Origin of the sequence: Helicobacter pylori (assembly GCF_003637685.1) — a bacterium.
GTDB classification, from domain to species: Bacteria; Campylobacterota; Campylobacteria; order Campylobacterales; family Helicobacteraceae; genus Helicobacter; species Helicobacter pylori_CJ.
This window is the reverse complement of record NZ_MVWW01000012.1, coordinates 16947-31060: the sequence shown is the minus strand read 5'-3', so window position 1 is coordinate 31060 and position 14114 is coordinate 16947. Positions and strand designations below refer to the sequence as shown.

Annotated in this window: 14 protein-coding genes and 3 pseudogenes; 11 read left to right on the top strand and 6 right to left on the bottom strand. The window is 38.5% G+C overall.

From position 1 onward, the window contains the following. Positions 1–391: 391 nt before the first annotated feature. The 4 genes from EAL44_RS07500 to EAL44_RS07485 all read right to left on the bottom strand — a co-directional run bounded on the left by EAL44_RS07500 (position 392) and on the right by EAL44_RS07485 (position 2505). Positions 392–826: a hypothetical protein gene (locus EAL44_RS07500; RefSeq protein ID WP_121076452.1), complete on the bottom strand. Its 435-nt coding sequence runs from the start codon at positions 824–826 to the stop codon at positions 392–394. 9 nt (positions 827–835) lie between these two features. Then, positions 836–1315, bottom strand: coding sequence for a hypothetical protein (locus EAL44_RS07495; RefSeq protein ID WP_121076449.1), 480 nt, complete (start codon positions 1313–1315; stop codon positions 836–838). Further along, the gene (locus tag EAL44_RS07490) at positions 1312–2040 is read right to left on the bottom strand and encodes a toll/interleukin-1 receptor domain-containing protein (RefSeq protein ID WP_121076446.1); all 729 of its coding nucleotides are present in this window, start codon (positions 2038–2040) and stop codon (positions 1312–1314) included. Before EAL44_RS07490 ends, EAL44_RS07495 begins: the two co-directional genes overlap by 4 nt. Before the next feature lie 204 nt (positions 2041–2244). After that, positions 2245–2505: a hypothetical protein gene (locus EAL44_RS07485; RefSeq protein ID WP_121076443.1), complete on the bottom strand. Its 261-nt coding sequence runs from the start codon at positions 2503–2505 to the stop codon at positions 2245–2247. Positions 2506–2575: 70 nt separating this feature from the next. Between EAL44_RS07485 and sppA the strand changes: the two genes are divergently transcribed. The 3 genes from sppA to EAL44_RS07470 are packed head-to-tail and all read left to right on the top strand — an operon-like array spanning position 2576 to position 5522. Further along, on the top strand, positions 2576–3454 hold the full coding sequence (gene sppA, locus EAL44_RS07480) for a signal peptide peptidase SppA (RefSeq protein WP_121076440.1): 879 nt from the start codon (positions 2576–2578) through the stop codon (positions 3452–3454). Between the two features lie 2 nt (positions 3455–3456). Further along, entirely contained in the window at positions 3457–4338 is an 882-nt protein-coding gene (gene purU, locus EAL44_RS07475; RefSeq protein ID WP_121076437.1) for a formyltetrahydrofolate deformylase, read from the top strand. Positions 4339–4379: 41 nt separating this feature from the next. Continuing rightward, positions 4380–5522: a restriction endonuclease subunit S gene (locus EAL44_RS07470; protein ID WP_205585222.1), complete on the top strand. Its 1143-nt coding sequence runs from the start codon at positions 4380–4382 to the stop codon at positions 5520–5522. Between the two features lie 569 nt (positions 5523–6091). Here EAL44_RS07470 and hpnL read toward each other — a convergent pair. Beyond that, positions 6092–6217: pseudogene (gene hpnL / locus EAL44_RS08140) on the bottom strand (nickel-binding protein HpnL); the annotation flags it as partial. Positions 6218–6503: 286 nt separating this feature from the next. On the opposite strand from hpnL, the gene rsmA reads away from it, so the two are divergent. The 7 genes and pseudogenes from rsmA to EAL44_RS07435 all read left to right on the top strand — a co-directional run bounded on the left by rsmA (position 6504) and on the right by EAL44_RS07435 (position 13000). Continuing rightward, positions 6504–7319 carry a 16S rRNA (adenine(1518)-N(6)/adenine(1519)-N(6))-dimethyltransferase RsmA gene (rsmA, locus tag EAL44_RS07460; RefSeq protein WP_121076434.1) on the top strand — a complete coding sequence of 272 codons (816 nt, stop codon included), beginning with the start codon at positions 6504–6506 and terminating at the stop codon, positions 7317–7319. 37 nt (positions 7320–7356) lie between these two features. Continuing rightward, positions 7357–9426, top strand: coding sequence for a ribonuclease J (locus EAL44_RS07455; protein ID WP_121076431.1), 2070 nt, complete (start codon positions 7357–7359; stop codon positions 9424–9426). Then, positions 9410–10399: a KpsF/GutQ family sugar-phosphate isomerase gene (locus EAL44_RS07450; protein ID WP_121076428.1), complete on the top strand. Its 990-nt coding sequence runs from the start codon at positions 9410–9412 to the stop codon at positions 10397–10399. Before EAL44_RS07455 ends, EAL44_RS07450 begins: the two co-directional genes overlap by 17 nt. Beyond that, a complete protein-coding gene (rlmN, locus tag EAL44_RS07445) occupies positions 10396–11469 on the top strand; it encodes a dual-specificity RNA methyltransferase RlmN (protein WP_121076425.1) in 1074 nt (357 codons plus the stop codon). The genes EAL44_RS07450 and rlmN overlap by 4 nt, the downstream gene beginning before the upstream one ends. Before the next feature lie 177 nt (positions 11470–11646). Next, positions 11647–11766: pseudogene (locus EAL44_RS08135) on the top strand (hypothetical protein); the annotation flags it as partial. Continuing rightward, positions 11717–11914 (top strand): hypothetical protein, encoded by a 198-nt coding sequence (locus EAL44_RS08035; protein WP_225306114.1) that lies wholly within the window; start codon positions 11717–11719, stop codon positions 11912–11914. The pseudogene EAL44_RS08135 and the gene EAL44_RS08035, both read left to right, overlap by 50 nt. 199 nt (positions 11915–12113) lie before the next feature. Next, positions 12114–13000: pseudogene (locus EAL44_RS07435) on the top strand (outer membrane beta-barrel protein). Positions 13001–13116: 116 nt separating this feature from the next. On the opposite strand, the gene EAL44_RS07430 reads toward EAL44_RS07435, so the two are convergent. Then, positions 13117–13737, bottom strand: a complete 621-nt coding sequence (locus EAL44_RS07430; protein ID WP_121076420.1) for a hypothetical protein — start codon at positions 13735–13737, stop codon at positions 13117–13119. Between the two features lie 101 nt (positions 13738–13838). Between EAL44_RS07430 and EAL44_RS07425 the strand changes: the two genes are divergently transcribed. After that, a complete protein-coding gene (locus EAL44_RS07425; RefSeq protein ID WP_001217158.1) occupies positions 13839–14093 on the top strand; it encodes an RNA-binding S4 domain-containing protein in 255 nt (84 codons plus the stop codon). Positions 14094–14114: the final 21 nt, after the last annotated feature.

Sequence of the window (14114 nt, the reverse complement as noted above, 5' to 3'; positions counted from 1 at the left end):
CGGTTGGATCACCTCCTTTCTAGAGAAAAGCTTTTAACATTCGCTTGTTAAAAGCCAAAGAGTATTACCTGACAAAAGAACTTCTTGTTGCTTAGTTTTGAAAGATTGGGCTTATTCTTTCTTTTTTTTATTCTTGATTGTTTTTAATATTTGCTTGCTTATTGTTTGTTATTTCTTAATACTTATATTTTTAGTTGTTAGTGTCTTTATATTTAATGTTTAATGATTTTAGTTTGCTTGTGTTGGTTTCTTAGATCTTGCTTTCTTGTCTAAAGTTTTATTTTATAGTGAAAATCATAAGGGAGTAGGGATTATTTTGCGATACCCTAAATCTTAAAACGCTTCAAAAGTTATCGTTTGATTGGAGTCAAGTTATTTTATAGCCAGTGCTTCATTGAAACAGAATTAAAAACAAACCATAGCCCACCAAACAAAGAGCTAACGCCCAATAAGGGAAAAGGCTAAACGAACGCATGGCGGATAAGAGTTGCGTTAATTGGCAAGTTTGATGAGTAGGAAAGACTTCAAACAGCCTTTCATCGGTTTTAAGCCTGTTTTCTATCAGCCATTGGTATTGCTCCCTGAATAACCTTTCTTGCGCGAGATAATAAGCGTCTAAAAACCAAAAACATAGAAGTAGCACCCCTAAAACGCATAACCCATAAAAATTAGAGATCGCTTCTATTTTAAGAGATAAAACCCCAACTACAAGAACGAGAGTCCATTTTTTGCATTCTAAAGAATTTTGCGCCATTCTGTTGATAACGCCTTGTAAGATTTTAAGCTCTTCTACAAGGATTTTTGCTCTGTCTGTGCTATTGTCCATGTTTGATATTTATCTCTTAAAGTTAAAAGTCCAAGTGCCTTTGTCGGTTTGTATTTCTGCTTCTATAATATCGCACCCTTGAGAAATACCCTCTCTTTTTTCTCCAAATTTAAGGGCTTGAGGCTCCATCATCACACCCTTTTGCTCTAATTGAGAAATTTTATTCTCCATGTTTGACAACCTTTCTTTGATGTCAAGTTCTTTATAAACGCTTGCCATATCTTTAAAATCCTGTATAGAGATTGGAGTAACTTGACTTAAAACACCCATTTGAAGCGCCTCTCTTACTGGAACAAAATTGACAGCACAATTACCCCGATTAAGCTTCACGCCTTGAATAGTAACGCTATCCACTTTAGAGCTGATTGAAAACTCTCCCTTGCTATTCACGCTCATTTCAACCGGCGATTCACCGCTACCGCCACTCCCACAGCCCACTAAACACAACGCCAAACAGCTTGCACTTAGTAATTTTTGATAAGTTTTCATTTTGTATCCTTTGTTATAAGATTAGGAGCAATTTTTTTGCACAAACTATCAAGAGAGATAGGTTTAAACCTCCTTAATAAGTTTGTGACATCGTAAGAAACGCGCATGGCTTTAATGCACGATTCTTTTAGAGTAGTGCCAGTTATAAAAGTGTTAGCGATTTTCAACTTTTCATAAATCCATGCGGAATAAGTGATTTTTAATAGATCTTGATTGTGCGATAGCCCTTGATTAGAAACGCTGTTCTCACTTTGTAAAAACACGAAATAGGGGCATTTTTCAATCATATCTTGTAAAGATTCTCTGAGAATGAGCGTGAAAGCGTCTTCAATCTTGCTTATATCATCGTATTTTGCTAATTCGTTTAAAACATCGTCTTTATAATCCCAAAAAAGCGAATCGATAAACACTTTGCGTTTTGTCTTGCTTTCCAAATAGTCCTTAACCTCTAAAGCCTTATCTTTATCCGCATGCGAATGCGAGAGGAACACTTGAACGGTTTTTAACTGCGGTTTGAACAGATTAAAAAAGGCTTCCTGTAACTCTCTATGATTTAAAATAATGTCTTTTCTACTGCCATGTTTTTTAAGAATATTTCTAATTTTTTGGGCAATGCGATCGAGTTCAAAAATGGGCAACATGGAAAAATCATTGCTGTTTCTAGTAAGATTATAGAAAAATAAATCCCCATCTATATTATCTGCATCAATGATATAAGTTTCCAAATATTTTTGCCTTTTATTTAAGTTCCCTTTAAAATCCTTTGATTATAGTAGACTTAGACTTAGCTTAAGAGTGCTTGAATTTTGGGGTGTTGGGGGGTGTTGGAATAGCTAAAAATCACCGCTAAAAAAAGCCTTTTTGCAAACAAAAAAGCGAAAAACTTACAAGTAGCATGACCCTAAAAGCGCAAAAACAACAAAAACAATCTAAAAAACCTCTTCGCATGCCTTCTTGTCTTTATGGAGCAAGCATTCTTTTTGCAACTCTATAAAACGTTTTTTTCTTTCTTCTTCGGTTATATTGTTAGGCTTTTCAATGGGGCGTGAAAGAGAGTGTGAAATCTTTGAAGTGGGGGTATTGAATTTTGGCACATACCCCAATTTATTGACTAAATAAAAACCCAAAGCAGCGATTAAAATAAAAATCCAATCTGTTTTTCTGATCTTAGGGCAAAATTTACACGCCATGATTTAATCCTTAAAACATTTGAAGTATAATACACTCTTATGGTCAAATATTAAGTTTAGGAAAAGCTGCATGTGGAGTTTCATTCAAAAAATTTTTAAGGCTTTAATCATTATGCCTTTAGATTTTATCACGAAGTATTTCAAGTCGTTTGTGCTGTTACTCATTGTATTAGTCTTTTTTAGCGCTAAAGAAAGCGCGCCAAGCGAACCGCCCAATCTCGCTAAGCTCTATTTAAATGGGGCGATTTTTAGCACCGAGGATTTTGACAAAGAAGTGGATAAAATCTTAAAAACCCCTAGCATTAAGGGCGTTTTATTGTTGATTGACTCTCCTGGTGGGGCTGTGTCAGCGAGCGTGGAATTGAGCGAAAAAATCGCTGATTTGAAGCAAAAAATGCCCGTTTTAGCGTATGCTAGGGGGGTTATGGCGAGCGGGAGCTATTATGCGGGCATGCAAGCGAGCGAAGTTTATGCCTCTAAAGCGAGCTTGATCGGATCGATTGGGGTGATTTTTTCAGGCGCGAATGTGGAAGATTTGCTCAATAAAGTCGGCGTAGCCACTCAAGGCGTGCATGCGGGCGAATATAAAGAAATAGGCACTTTCACTAGGGCGTGGAAACCGAATGAAAAGGATTTTTTGCAAAATTTAGTCAATGAGCAATACCAAATGTTTGTGAATGATGTCGCTAAAGCCAGGAAATTAAATGCTAAGGATTATAAGGATTTTGCTGAAGGGAAGGTTTTTAGCGCTCAAAACGCTTTAAAATTAAAACTCATTGATAAAATCAGCACGATTAAGCAAGCCCAAGATCGCTTAATGGAATTGAGTAAGGTTAAAAAAGCCTATTGGCTAGAAAAAAGCCCTATGGAGCGCTTCATTGAAAAAGCCACGCAATCAGCATCAAATATTATCACGCAAGCACTTGGCTATCAATTATTGATGAGATAAAGATGTTAGAATTTATTTTAAAAATTCAAGCTAGAGACTCTAAAGGCTTGGTGAGTGCGATAAGTAGTACTATCGCTAACAAGGGCTATAACATCGTTAAAAACGATGAATTTGTTGATCCCTTAAAGCAGCGCTTTTTCATGCGGCTAAAAATCCAAAAAGAAATCAAGCCCTTGAATATTGAAATTAAAGAGCAAGAAGAACGATCCTTAAAAACCGCTCTTTTTAAAGCCTTAGAAAATTTTAGCGAGCTGTTGATTGAAGTCATTTTAACGCATAAAAAAAACATCATTTTACTCGCTACTAAAGAGAGCCATTGCTTAGGAGATTTGCTTTTAAGGGTGTATGGGGGGGAATTGAACGCTCAAATTTTAGGCGTTATTTCTAATTACGAGATTTTACGCCCTTTAGTGGAAAAATTTGACATCCCTTATTTTTACGCGCCTTGTGTTGATCAAAACTTGCATGAAAAAGAAGTTTTAGCGATCATTAAAGACTTGGAATTAAAACACAAAGTGAGCACGGATCTGCTCGTTTTAGCCAAATACATGCGCATTTTAAGCCATGATTTTACGAAGCGCTATGAAAATCAGATTCTCAATATCCATCATAGTTTCTTGCCCGCATTCATTGGGGCTAACCCTTACCAGCAAGCATTTGAAAGGGGCGTGAAAGTCATCGGGGCCACGGCGCATTTTGTGAATGAAAGCCTTGATGCTGGGCCAATTATTTTACAAGACACTCTGCCCATTAACCACAATTACAGCGTGGAAAAAATGCGCCTAGCGGGTAAGGATATAGAAAAACTGGTTTTGGCTAGGGCTTTAAAACTCGTTTTAGAAGACAGGGTGTTTGTGCATGAAAACAAAACGGTGGTGTTTTGAATGCTTCCATTAGTGCGCTTTAGGATTATTGGGAAGAACGCATGGACGCATTAACAACGCTCTCAAATTGGCAAAAAGTGAGGCTTGGGGATATTGCCGAGATTATTGGCGGAGGCACACCTAGCACTCAAGTAACATCATTTTGGAATGGCAGTATTAATTGGTTCACGCCTACAGAAATAGGCATAACAAAATATGTTCATAAAAGTCAGCGAACAATCACGCCATTAGGGTTAAAAAAGTCAAGCACCAAACTTTTACCTATAGGAACAATTTTATTGACAAGTCGCGCCAGCATTGGAGATTGTGCCATTCTTAAAGTGGTAGCTACAACAAATCAAGGTTTTCAATCGCTGATACCATTAGAAAAGATCAATAATGAATTTTTATATTATTTAATGTTAACACTAAAAAATAAATTATTAAAGTTGGCAAGTGGTAGCACTTTTTTAGAAGTTAGCCCAAACAAAATTAAAAATTTGCTAATCCCCCTACCCCCTCTAAACGAACAAATCGCTATCGCTAACATTTTAAGCGATTTGGATCGTTATCTTTATGCTTTAGACGCCCTCATTCTTAAAAAAGAAAGCGTTAAAAAAGCTTTAAGCTTTGAACTATTGAGCCAAAGAAAACGCTTGAAAGGCTTCAATCAAAATTGGCAAAGAGTAAGGCTTGGGGATATATGCGAAATCACAACCGGTTCATTAGATGCAAATGAAATGGTTCATTATGGAAAATATAGATTTTATACATGCGCAAAAGATTATTATTTTATAGATAAATACGCTTTTGACACAGAAGCAATTTTAATTTCTGGAAATGGTGCGTATGTGGGGTATGTGCATTACTATAAGGGCAAATTTAACGCCTATCAAAGAACCTATGTGTTGGATAATTTTAGCGAACATATTATATTTGTAAAATATTTTTTAACAATGTTTTTGCAATCCCATATTCAAACAAATAGAAATGAAGGTAATACCCCTTATATCGTAATGGCAACCTTAAAAGATTTTGAAATCCTTTTACCCCCTCTAGACGAACAGAGCGCTATCGCTAACATTTTAAGCGGTGTGGATAATGAAATCGTAAGCCTTAAAAACAAAAAACGCCAATTTGAAAACATCAAAAAAGCTCTAAACCACGATTTAATGAGCGCTAAAATCAGGGTTTTAAACAAATAAAACGCCCCAAAGTCAAGGACAAACCCGCTTTTTAAAGGAAACCCCTAAGCTTTTAAACTTAAGGGAACGCTCTTAGAAAATCAGCGTTTCACAGAAACGATCACTTTAAGCCCTAAAAAAGCAAACTCAAAGTATAATGTTTTGAGAAGAGCGTTTGTTATGTGCCTTAGGCATAACATGCTCCTTTTAAGGTAGTTTGCCCCATAATGCAACTATGGGGCGTGATGAAATCCTACAACAAACCCCCTTAAAACACCCCTAGAACGCATCAAAATATGCATACCAAATCATGAGTTCACGCCCCATTATGACTCTCAATGAATAAAGCTTATTTTTATGCGACAGAAAACAAAGCCATCTAAGAATAAAAAATAATGAAAAAGGGGGATTTTAAAAGTTTAAAAATCTAATGGAGTTAAAAGGGCTAGTTTGAATTGATAGATTTACTGGATCAAAAGAGCTAAAAGCCAGGAGTAGCCCTAAGGCCGCCCCCACAAACGCCCCAATCAATATTGTTGGTTTTGTTGTTGTGCTTGTTGTTGTTGCTGTTGTTGAGCTTGTTGCTCTGCTTGTTGCTCAGCGTGTTGTTGCGCGTTATGATGGTGGTGTTCACCGCCGTAGTAATGGTGGTGGTGTGCGTGGTGATGGTGGTGGTGTTGGCTGTTAGCCTGTTGTTGTTGTTCATGGTGTGCCATGATGACTCCTTTAATTGAAATTTAAATTCTAGCTCATTGGCTAGGATTTTATTCTATAATGCGAAATCTAACCAATTATTAACGAAAAAGATTTTAATACTAATTTTTAATACGAGTGCCACGAGACGAGCGCCACGAGACGAGCTCCACGAGTGTTAATTGAAGCGTTCCTATTGTCAAAACTACCAACATCTTTGAATGAAAAAAGCTATAATAAAAAAGTTGCATTAAAAAGGAAAGACAAATCCCCTTTTTAAGGTATAATATGAGAAATTAAAAGCGTGCTATGGTAGTAGCTAAAAAGTCTTTAGGACAGCATTTTTTAACGGACGAGTCGTTTTTAGACAGAATTGTTAATGCTTTGCCCCCCTTAAACCCATTAAAGCTAATTGAAATTGGCGTGGGGCTAGGGGATTTGACTCTCAAGTTGTTGGATCGCTATCCTTTAAAGACTTATGAGATAGATAGCAATTTGTGCGAGAAAATGCGAGCGAGATTAAAGGCGCAAAAAAAGCCTTTTCAATTAGAATTAGTGGAAAAGGACGCTCTTTTTTTAAAAGAAGAAGAGCCTTATTTTTTGATTTCTAATTTGCCTTATTATATCGCTACCAGGCTTGTTTTAAACGCATTCAAAGACCCTAAATGTAGGGGCTTATTGGTGATGACGCAAAAGGAAGTGGCACTCAAATTTTGCGCTAAAGATTCACAGAACGCTTTAAGCGTTTTAGCTCACGCCATAGGGGACGCTACCCTTTTGTTTGATGTGCCACCCAGCGCGTTTAGCCCGCCTCCAAAGGTGTTTTCTAGCGTGTTTGAAGTGATTAAAGAGCCGCTGAAAGAAAAAGCGTTAGCTTCACTAGCCCAAACGCCATTTTTTGAAGAAGCCCTACAAAAAGGGTTTGAAACATTAGAAGATTTTTTGAAAGCTTGTTTCTCATCTCCCAGGAAGACGCTTTCAAACAATCTTAAAAAAAGCGTTTCTTATAAAGAAAAGCTTGATAAGGTGTTAGATTTTCTAGCGTTAGAAAACCAACCAGCAAGCGTGAGGGCGTCTGAGGTACAAGATTATCTCAAGCTCTTAAATTACCTTTTAAAAGGCTAATGCCTTTTTAAAAAATTGAAATAAAGGAATAATCGTTATGACTGATAACAACCAAAACAATGAAAACCATGAAAACAGCAGTGAAAATTCAAAAGTTGACGAGGTGCGAGCCGGAGCGTTTGAGCGCTTCACCAACCGCAAAAAGCGTTTCAGAGAAAACGCGCAAAAAAACGCAGAGTCTTCACACCATGAAGCGCTTTCGCACCATAAAAAAGAGCATCGCCCCAACAAAAAGCCAAACAACCACCACAAACAAAAACACGCCAAAACACGAAATTACGCCAAAGAAGAATTGGATAACAATAAAGTAGAGGGCGTTACGGAAATTTTGCATGTGAATGAGAGAGGGACTTTAGGCTTTCATAAGGAGCTCAAAAAGGGCGTTGAAGCGAATAACAAGATCCAAGTGGAGCATTTAAACCCGCATTATAAGATGAATTTAAACTCTAAAGCGAGCGTTAAAATCACGCCTTTAGGGGGCTTGGGCGAGATTGGGGGGAACATGATGGTCATTGAAACCCCAAAAAGCGCGATCGTGATTGATGTGGGCATGAGCTTCCCTAAAGAAGGGCTTTTTGGCGTGGATATTTTAATCCCGGATTTTTCCTACTTGCACCAGATCAAGGACAAAATCGCCGGTATTATCATCACCCATGCCCATGAAGATCACATAGGAGCCACGCCTTATTTGTTTAAAGAGTTGCAATTCCCCCTTTATGGCACGCCTTTGAGTTTGGGGCTGATTGGGAGCAAGTTTGACGAACATGGTTTGAAAAAATACCGCTCGTATTTTAAAATCGTAGAAAAGCGTTGCCCCATTAGCGTGGGCGAATTTATCATTGAATGGATCCACATCACGCATTCTATCATTGACAGCAGCGCTTTAGCGATCCAAACTAAAGCCGGAACGATCATCCATACCGGCGATTTTAAGATCGATCACACCCCGGTGGATAATTTGCCCACGGATTTGTATCGTTTGGCGCATTATGGCGAAAAGGGGGTGATGCTTCTTTTAAGCGATTCCACCAACTCTCATAAATCCGGAACCACGCCGAGTGAAAGCACCATAGCGCCGGCTTTTGATACCCTTTTTAAAGAAGCGCAAGGGAGGGTGATTATGAGCACATTCTCTAGCAATATCCACCGGGTCTATCAAGCCATACAATACGGCATCAAATACAACCGCAAGATCGCTGTGATCGGGCGCTCTATGGAAAAAAACCTAGACATCGCCAGGGAATTAGGCTATATCCATTTGCCTTATCAATCTTTTATTGAAGCCAATGAAGTCGCTAAATATCCGGACAATGAAGTTTTAATCGTAACGACCGGCTCACAAGGCGAAACCATGAGCGCGCTTTATCGCATGGCAACAGATGAGCACCGCCACATTTCTATCAAACCCAACGATTTAGTCATCATCTCCGCTAAAGCCATTCCTGGCAATGAAGCGAGCGTTTCAGCGGTGTTGAATTTCTTGATCAAAAAAGAAGCTAAAGTGGCTTATCAAGAATTTGACAATATCCATGTGAGCGGGCATGCCGCCCAAGAAGAGCAAAAGCTCATGCTAAGACTCATTAAGCCTAAGTTTTTCTTGCCTGTGCATGGGGAATACAACCATGTCGCGCGCCACAAGCAAACCGCTATTTCTTGCGGAGTGCCTGAAAAAAATATCTATTTAATGGAAGATGGCGATCAGGTGGAGGTTAGCCCCACATTTATCAAAAAAGTAGGCACGATTAAAAGCGGTAAAAGCTATGTGGATAACCAAAGCAATTTGAGTATTGACACTAGCATCGTCCAACAAAGAGAAGAAGTCGCTAGCTTAGGGGTGTTTGTGGCTACGATTTTTGTGAATAAAAACAAACAAGCGCTTTTAGAAAGCTCTCAATTTTCCAGCTTAGGGCTTGTGGGCTTTAAAGATGAAAAGCATTTGATCAAAGAAATTCAAGGGGGCTTAGAAATGTTACTAAAATCTACTAACACCGAAATTTTGAATAACCCTAAAAAATTAGAAGATCACACTCGTAATTTCATCAGAAAAGCGCTCTTTAAAAAGTTTAGAAAATACCCGGCTATCATTTGTCATGTCCATTCTTTTTGATTGTAACGCTACCGCTATACAAGTCTTAAGAGATGAAGCGAGCGCGCTTTTAGAAAGCGTTGGACAATTCCAAAAACCTAACGATTTAGAAGCGATTGTCAAACTCATTTTAAAAAGCCAAGAAAAGGGGGGTAAGCTTGTGATAGTGGGCGTGGGTAAGAGCGCTTTAGTGGCGCAAAAAATCGCTGCTTCCATGCTAAGCACCGGTAACAGGAGTGCGTTTTTACACCCCACAGAAGCCATGCATGGGGATTTGGGCATGGTGGAAAAAAACGATGTGATTTTAATGATTAGCTATGGGGGCGAGTCTTTAGAATTATTGAATCTGGTGAGCCATTTAAAACGCCTAAGCCATAAAATCATCACTTTCACTAAAAGCCCTACTAGCTCGCTCTCCAAACTTGGCGATTATTATTTGAGCTTGAAAATTAAAAAAGAAGCTTGCCCGATCAACACCGCTCCAACGACTTCCACCACCCTAACCTTAGCGTTAGGCGATGTTTTAATGGCATGCTTGATGCGAGCGAAAAATTTTAGCCAAGAAGATTTTGCCTCCTTTCATCCGGGCGGGCTTTTAGGCAAAAAACTTTTTGTCAAGGTTAAAGACTTATTGCAAACCACGAACCTCCCCCTAATCGCCCCTAGCACAAGCTTTAAAGACGCGCTTATAGAAATGAGTGAAAAACGCCTAGGCAGCGCGATTTTAGTCAATGACAACAACGAGCTTGTGGGGGTATTAAGCGATGGCGATGTCCGTAGGGCGCTATTAAAAGGGCTTAGCTTGGAGAGTGAGGTGAAGCATTTTGCCACCTTAAAACCTAAAAGCTTTAAGAATTTAGACGCTCTTCTTTTAGAAGCGTTAGAATTTTTAGAACGCCATAAGATCCAGCTTTTGGTGTGCGTGGATGATTGCAATAAGGTTTTAGGGGTCTTGCACTTGCACCAACTTTTAGAATTAGGGCTTAAGGCATGAAAGCTAGCATTTATGATTTCACTTTAGATGAATTGAGTCAGCTTTTAAAACCAAGTTTTAGGGCTAAGCAGCTTTATTTGTGGCTCTATGCGAAGTATAAAACAAGCTTTAAAGACATGCAAAATAATTTTTCAAAAGATTTTATCGCTTATTTAGAGCAAGAATTTACTTTGCGCACGATAGAAATCGCGCATGTGAGAAAGAGCGTTGATGGCTCTAAAAAATACCTTTTTAAATCTTTGAGGGACAACCACACTTTTGAAGCGGTGTTGTTGAAAATGAAAGATAAAAAGATTGATGGAGAGACTAACGCTGTTTTAGATGGGGAAAAATACACCGTGTGCGTGTCTTGTCAAATCGGCTGTCAAGTGGGTTGCGCGTTTTGTTTCACTCAAAAAGGCGGTTTTGTAAGAAACTTAAAAGCGAGCGAGATTATCCAGCAAGCCCTACTCATTAAAGAAGACAACAACCTCCCCATTGAAAAAGCGCTCAATATTGTTTTTATGGGAATGGGCGAGCCTTTGAACAATTTAGATGAGGTGTGTAAAGCGGTTGAAATTTTTAATACCGGCATGCAAATTTCACCTAAAAGGATCACCATTTCCACGAGTGGCGTAGCCGATAAAATCCCCATTCTAGCGGGCAAAAATTTAGGCGTGCAATTAGCCATATCCTTACACGCCGTAGATGATAAAACGCGCTCGTCTTTAATGCCCTTGAATAAAAAATACAACATTGAATGCGTTTTGAATGAAGTGAGGAAATGGCCTTTAGAGCAGCGCAAAAGAGTGATGTTTGAATACCTTTTAATTAAAGATCTAAACGATAGTTTGGATTGCGCTAAAAAACTTTTGAAACTTTTAAACGGCATTAAATCCAAAGTGAATTTGATCTTATTTAACCCGCATGAAGGCTCTAAGTTTGAGCGCCCTAGCTTAGAGAGCGCTAGAATGTTTGCGGATTTTTTAAACGCCAAAGGCTTATTATGCACCATTAGAGAGTCTAAAGCTTTGGATATTGAAGCGGCTTGCGGGCAATTGAGAGAGAAAAAGCTCTCTCAGCAAATTTGAAAACTCTTTTTTGTGAGATTTTGTCTTTTTTCTAATGGGGGGTGTTGATTTTTCAAAATTTAGGGAATAAAAATTAGCGCTAAATTTTCTTTCATTAACAATTAATTAGATTTTATATTGTAGAATAAAATCCTAGCCAGTGAGCTAGAATTTAAATTTTTAATCAAAGGAGTCATCATGGCACACCATGAAGAACAACACGGCGGACACCACCACCATCACCACCACACACACCACCATCACTATCATGGCGGTGAACACCACCATCACCACCACAGCTCTCATCATGAAGAAGGTTGTTGCAGCACTAGCGATAGTCATCATCAAGAAGAAGGTTGTTGCCACGGGCATCACGAGTAATATCGGTGTGGCTAGGGGCAACTTGACTAGGGTTGTCTCTGGTTTTGACTTTAAGATACAATCATTCCATTCTAACCCATTCTGATCAAACCCGTTAAATCCGATCCAACCACCGCAACACACTTGATTTTTATTTTTATAAACGCTCATTAATGTTAAAAATACTCACTAATGCCTATAAAAAGTAATTTTTTATCCAATAATATTGTTAAGACTTTTAATTTGAGCTTCAATGTTTTACAATATTCAAAATATTAAAACAATTTTTCAATCAAGGAAAAGATATGCAAGTTACCCCCCTATTTTTTAAAACCAAATTTTTATTTTTAGCTTTTTATTCTGTGCTAGGGTTTCATCTTAGCCACGCTATAGATGAGAGCACGCTTAATAAACTCGTTGGAAAGAAGGCTCAAGAAGCTTTAGCGAAAGAAAAAGCTAAGGCTAAACATCAAAGAGCGGATAAAAGTGCTTTTTTTGCCGGTCTTGGCTATAGCGGGATGTTTTCATGGAATTTAGCTTATAAAGTATAGTTTTGTTTTACTACCTCACTCTCACTTCAATTTTGGTGGAAGACTCTTAAAAAGAAAAGATCCCAGCACAATCTTAAACGGCTTTAATTTTAAGGTGGGGTATCAGTATATCGCTCCTGTTAAGATTAAAAAATGGGTTTTGGCGTTAGGGGAGGGTTCCAATATTCCTATAAAGCGGGTAATTACATGGAAAAAGATAAATACCAACAATACTTATTTGGAGTGATACCCATAGACACAATAAGTCCTGTTTCTTTTTTTACTGGTGGTATGATAACAATGTCAACTTACAGCTTTTTTATGGATTTTTACACAATGTGTATGAAAATGAGAAGTTTTTCATCGGTTATTTTATAGGGGCTGGGCTAGGGGGTGAGAGCGTAACAGCCAATGTTCTTAAAGATTTTGGTAATATATTAGCGCAATTAGTGCAATTTCAGGGTTATGGTTCGTTAGGGCTAAGGATGGGCGATAAACACCACACGCTAGAATTGAGCGCGAGCGTTCATGGCGACGCTCCTAGTTGTTCTTTAAAGAAGCTAAAGACTTGCGAAAGTGCTAGGGTTTTACAAGCAAAAATCCCTAGGGGCATTTTTGAAAGCTATGTTACTTGGAGCGCGGATTATGTTTATCGTTTTTAAAAAATTAATGGCTTTGTTCCAATTGAATAGGGGTAATAAAATTTAAAAAATGCTTAAAGCGTTTTTTACAATTTAATCATAAAGGGCTTACGAAAAGCGAACGATCGCCTCATGCTTTATTGTTCCAACCCCCATGCGTCTTTAAAAGAAGCGTTTTTAAGCTTTAAATTCAAACTCCCCTCAATCCATTGGGTATTAGCCCCCTTTTCGTTATTGTCAAATAAAAACACCCCTAAAAAGCCTCTAGGGGTTTTAATCAGGCTCAATTCCACGCTAGGGAGAATGATTGTGCTGTCAGGTTTGACTTCAAAGGCTAGGAAAAAGGGGCGGTTGTTTTTGAAATCATAGCCATTTTTGGTGTATGAATAGCCAGGGGCACTCTGCAAGATGCCTTTTTGAGTTTCCACGCTAAAAGAATCCAAGTAATAAAACCCAGGCTCTAGCTTGAACGATTGGACTTTGGCTAAAGCGTAGCGGTTTTTCCATAAAAGCATGAAGCGCTCACTCCCCAGCATGAACAAAGGCCCCCTAGGGTCTTTGAGCTTTGCTTTAGGGTTTTTCTTAAGCGTTTCATTGTGTTTGGCGACAACTCCTCTATCCACTTTGCGCCAATAAGTGCGCACGCTTTGGCCTTGGTGAGCGATATACATATTTACCAAACCAGAATGATGGCCTTTAGGGGGCAAGCAAGAGGCTAATAAAAAAGCCAATAACAAACTCACGATTTGAAACTTCAAGCAAATTCCTTAAAAAGAGTGGTGGCTGAATGCTAACATGCTAAAACTAAAACCCTAATAAGTTATGGATAAAAACTTAAAGAATAGGGTAAAATAAACGCATGCGAATAGACAAATTTTTACAATCAGTGGGTTTAGTGAAGCGGCGCGTTTTAGCGACAGATATGTGCAATGTAGGGGCGGTGTGGCTCAATGGGAGTTGCGCTAAGGCTAGTAAAGAAGTGAAAATTGGCGATGCGATTAGTTTGCACTATTTAAAGGGGATAGAAGAATACACGATTTTACAAATCCCCACTTTAAAAAATGTGCCACGAAAAGACACGCACCTTTATATCGCTCCTAAAACAAAAGAATAAAGACAAAAGATTAAGGAACAA

Excerpts from the sequence above, each read along its gene's own strand:
- EAL44_RS07500 (WP_121076452.1), bottom strand. The coding sequence starts at position 826 with ATGGACAATAGCACAGACAGAGCAAAAATCCTTGTAGAAGAGCTTAAA.
- EAL44_RS07495 (WP_121076449.1), bottom strand. The coding sequence starts at position 1,315 with ATGAAAACTTATCAAAAATTACTAAGTGCAAGCTGTTTGGCGTTGTGT.
- EAL44_RS07485 (WP_121076443.1), bottom strand. The coding sequence starts at position 2,505 with ATGGCGTGTAAATTTTGCCCTAAGATCAGAAAAACAGATTGGATTTTT.
- sppA (WP_121076440.1), top strand. The coding sequence starts at position 2,576 with ATGTGGAGTTTCATTCAAAAAATTTTTAAGGCTTTAATCATTATGCCT.
- purU (WP_121076437.1), top strand. The coding sequence starts at position 3,457 with ATGTTAGAATTTATTTTAAAAATTCAAGCTAGAGACTCTAAAGGCTTG.
- EAL44_RS07470 (WP_205585222.1), top strand. The coding sequence starts at position 4,380 with ATGGACGCATTAACAACGCTCTCAAATTGGCAAAAAGTGAGGCTTGGG.
- rsmA (WP_121076434.1), top strand. The coding sequence starts at position 6,504 with ATGGTAGTAGCTAAAAAGTCTTTAGGACAGCATTTTTTAACGGACGAG.
- EAL44_RS07455 (WP_121076431.1), top strand. The coding sequence starts at position 7,357 with ATGACTGATAACAACCAAAACAATGAAAACCATGAAAACAGCAGTGAA.
- EAL44_RS07450 (WP_121076428.1), top strand. The coding sequence starts at position 9,410 with ATGTCCATTCTTTTTGATTGTAACGCTACCGCTATACAAGTCTTAAGA.
- rlmN (WP_121076425.1), top strand. The coding sequence starts at position 10,396 with ATGAAAGCTAGCATTTATGATTTCACTTTAGATGAATTGAGTCAGCTT.
- EAL44_RS08035 (WP_225306114.1), top strand. The coding sequence starts at position 11,717 with ATGGCGGTGAACACCACCATCACCACCACAGCTCTCATCATGAAGAAG.
- EAL44_RS07425 (WP_001217158.1), top strand. The coding sequence starts at position 13,839 with ATGCGAATAGACAAATTTTTACAATCAGTGGGTTTAGTGAAGCGGCGC.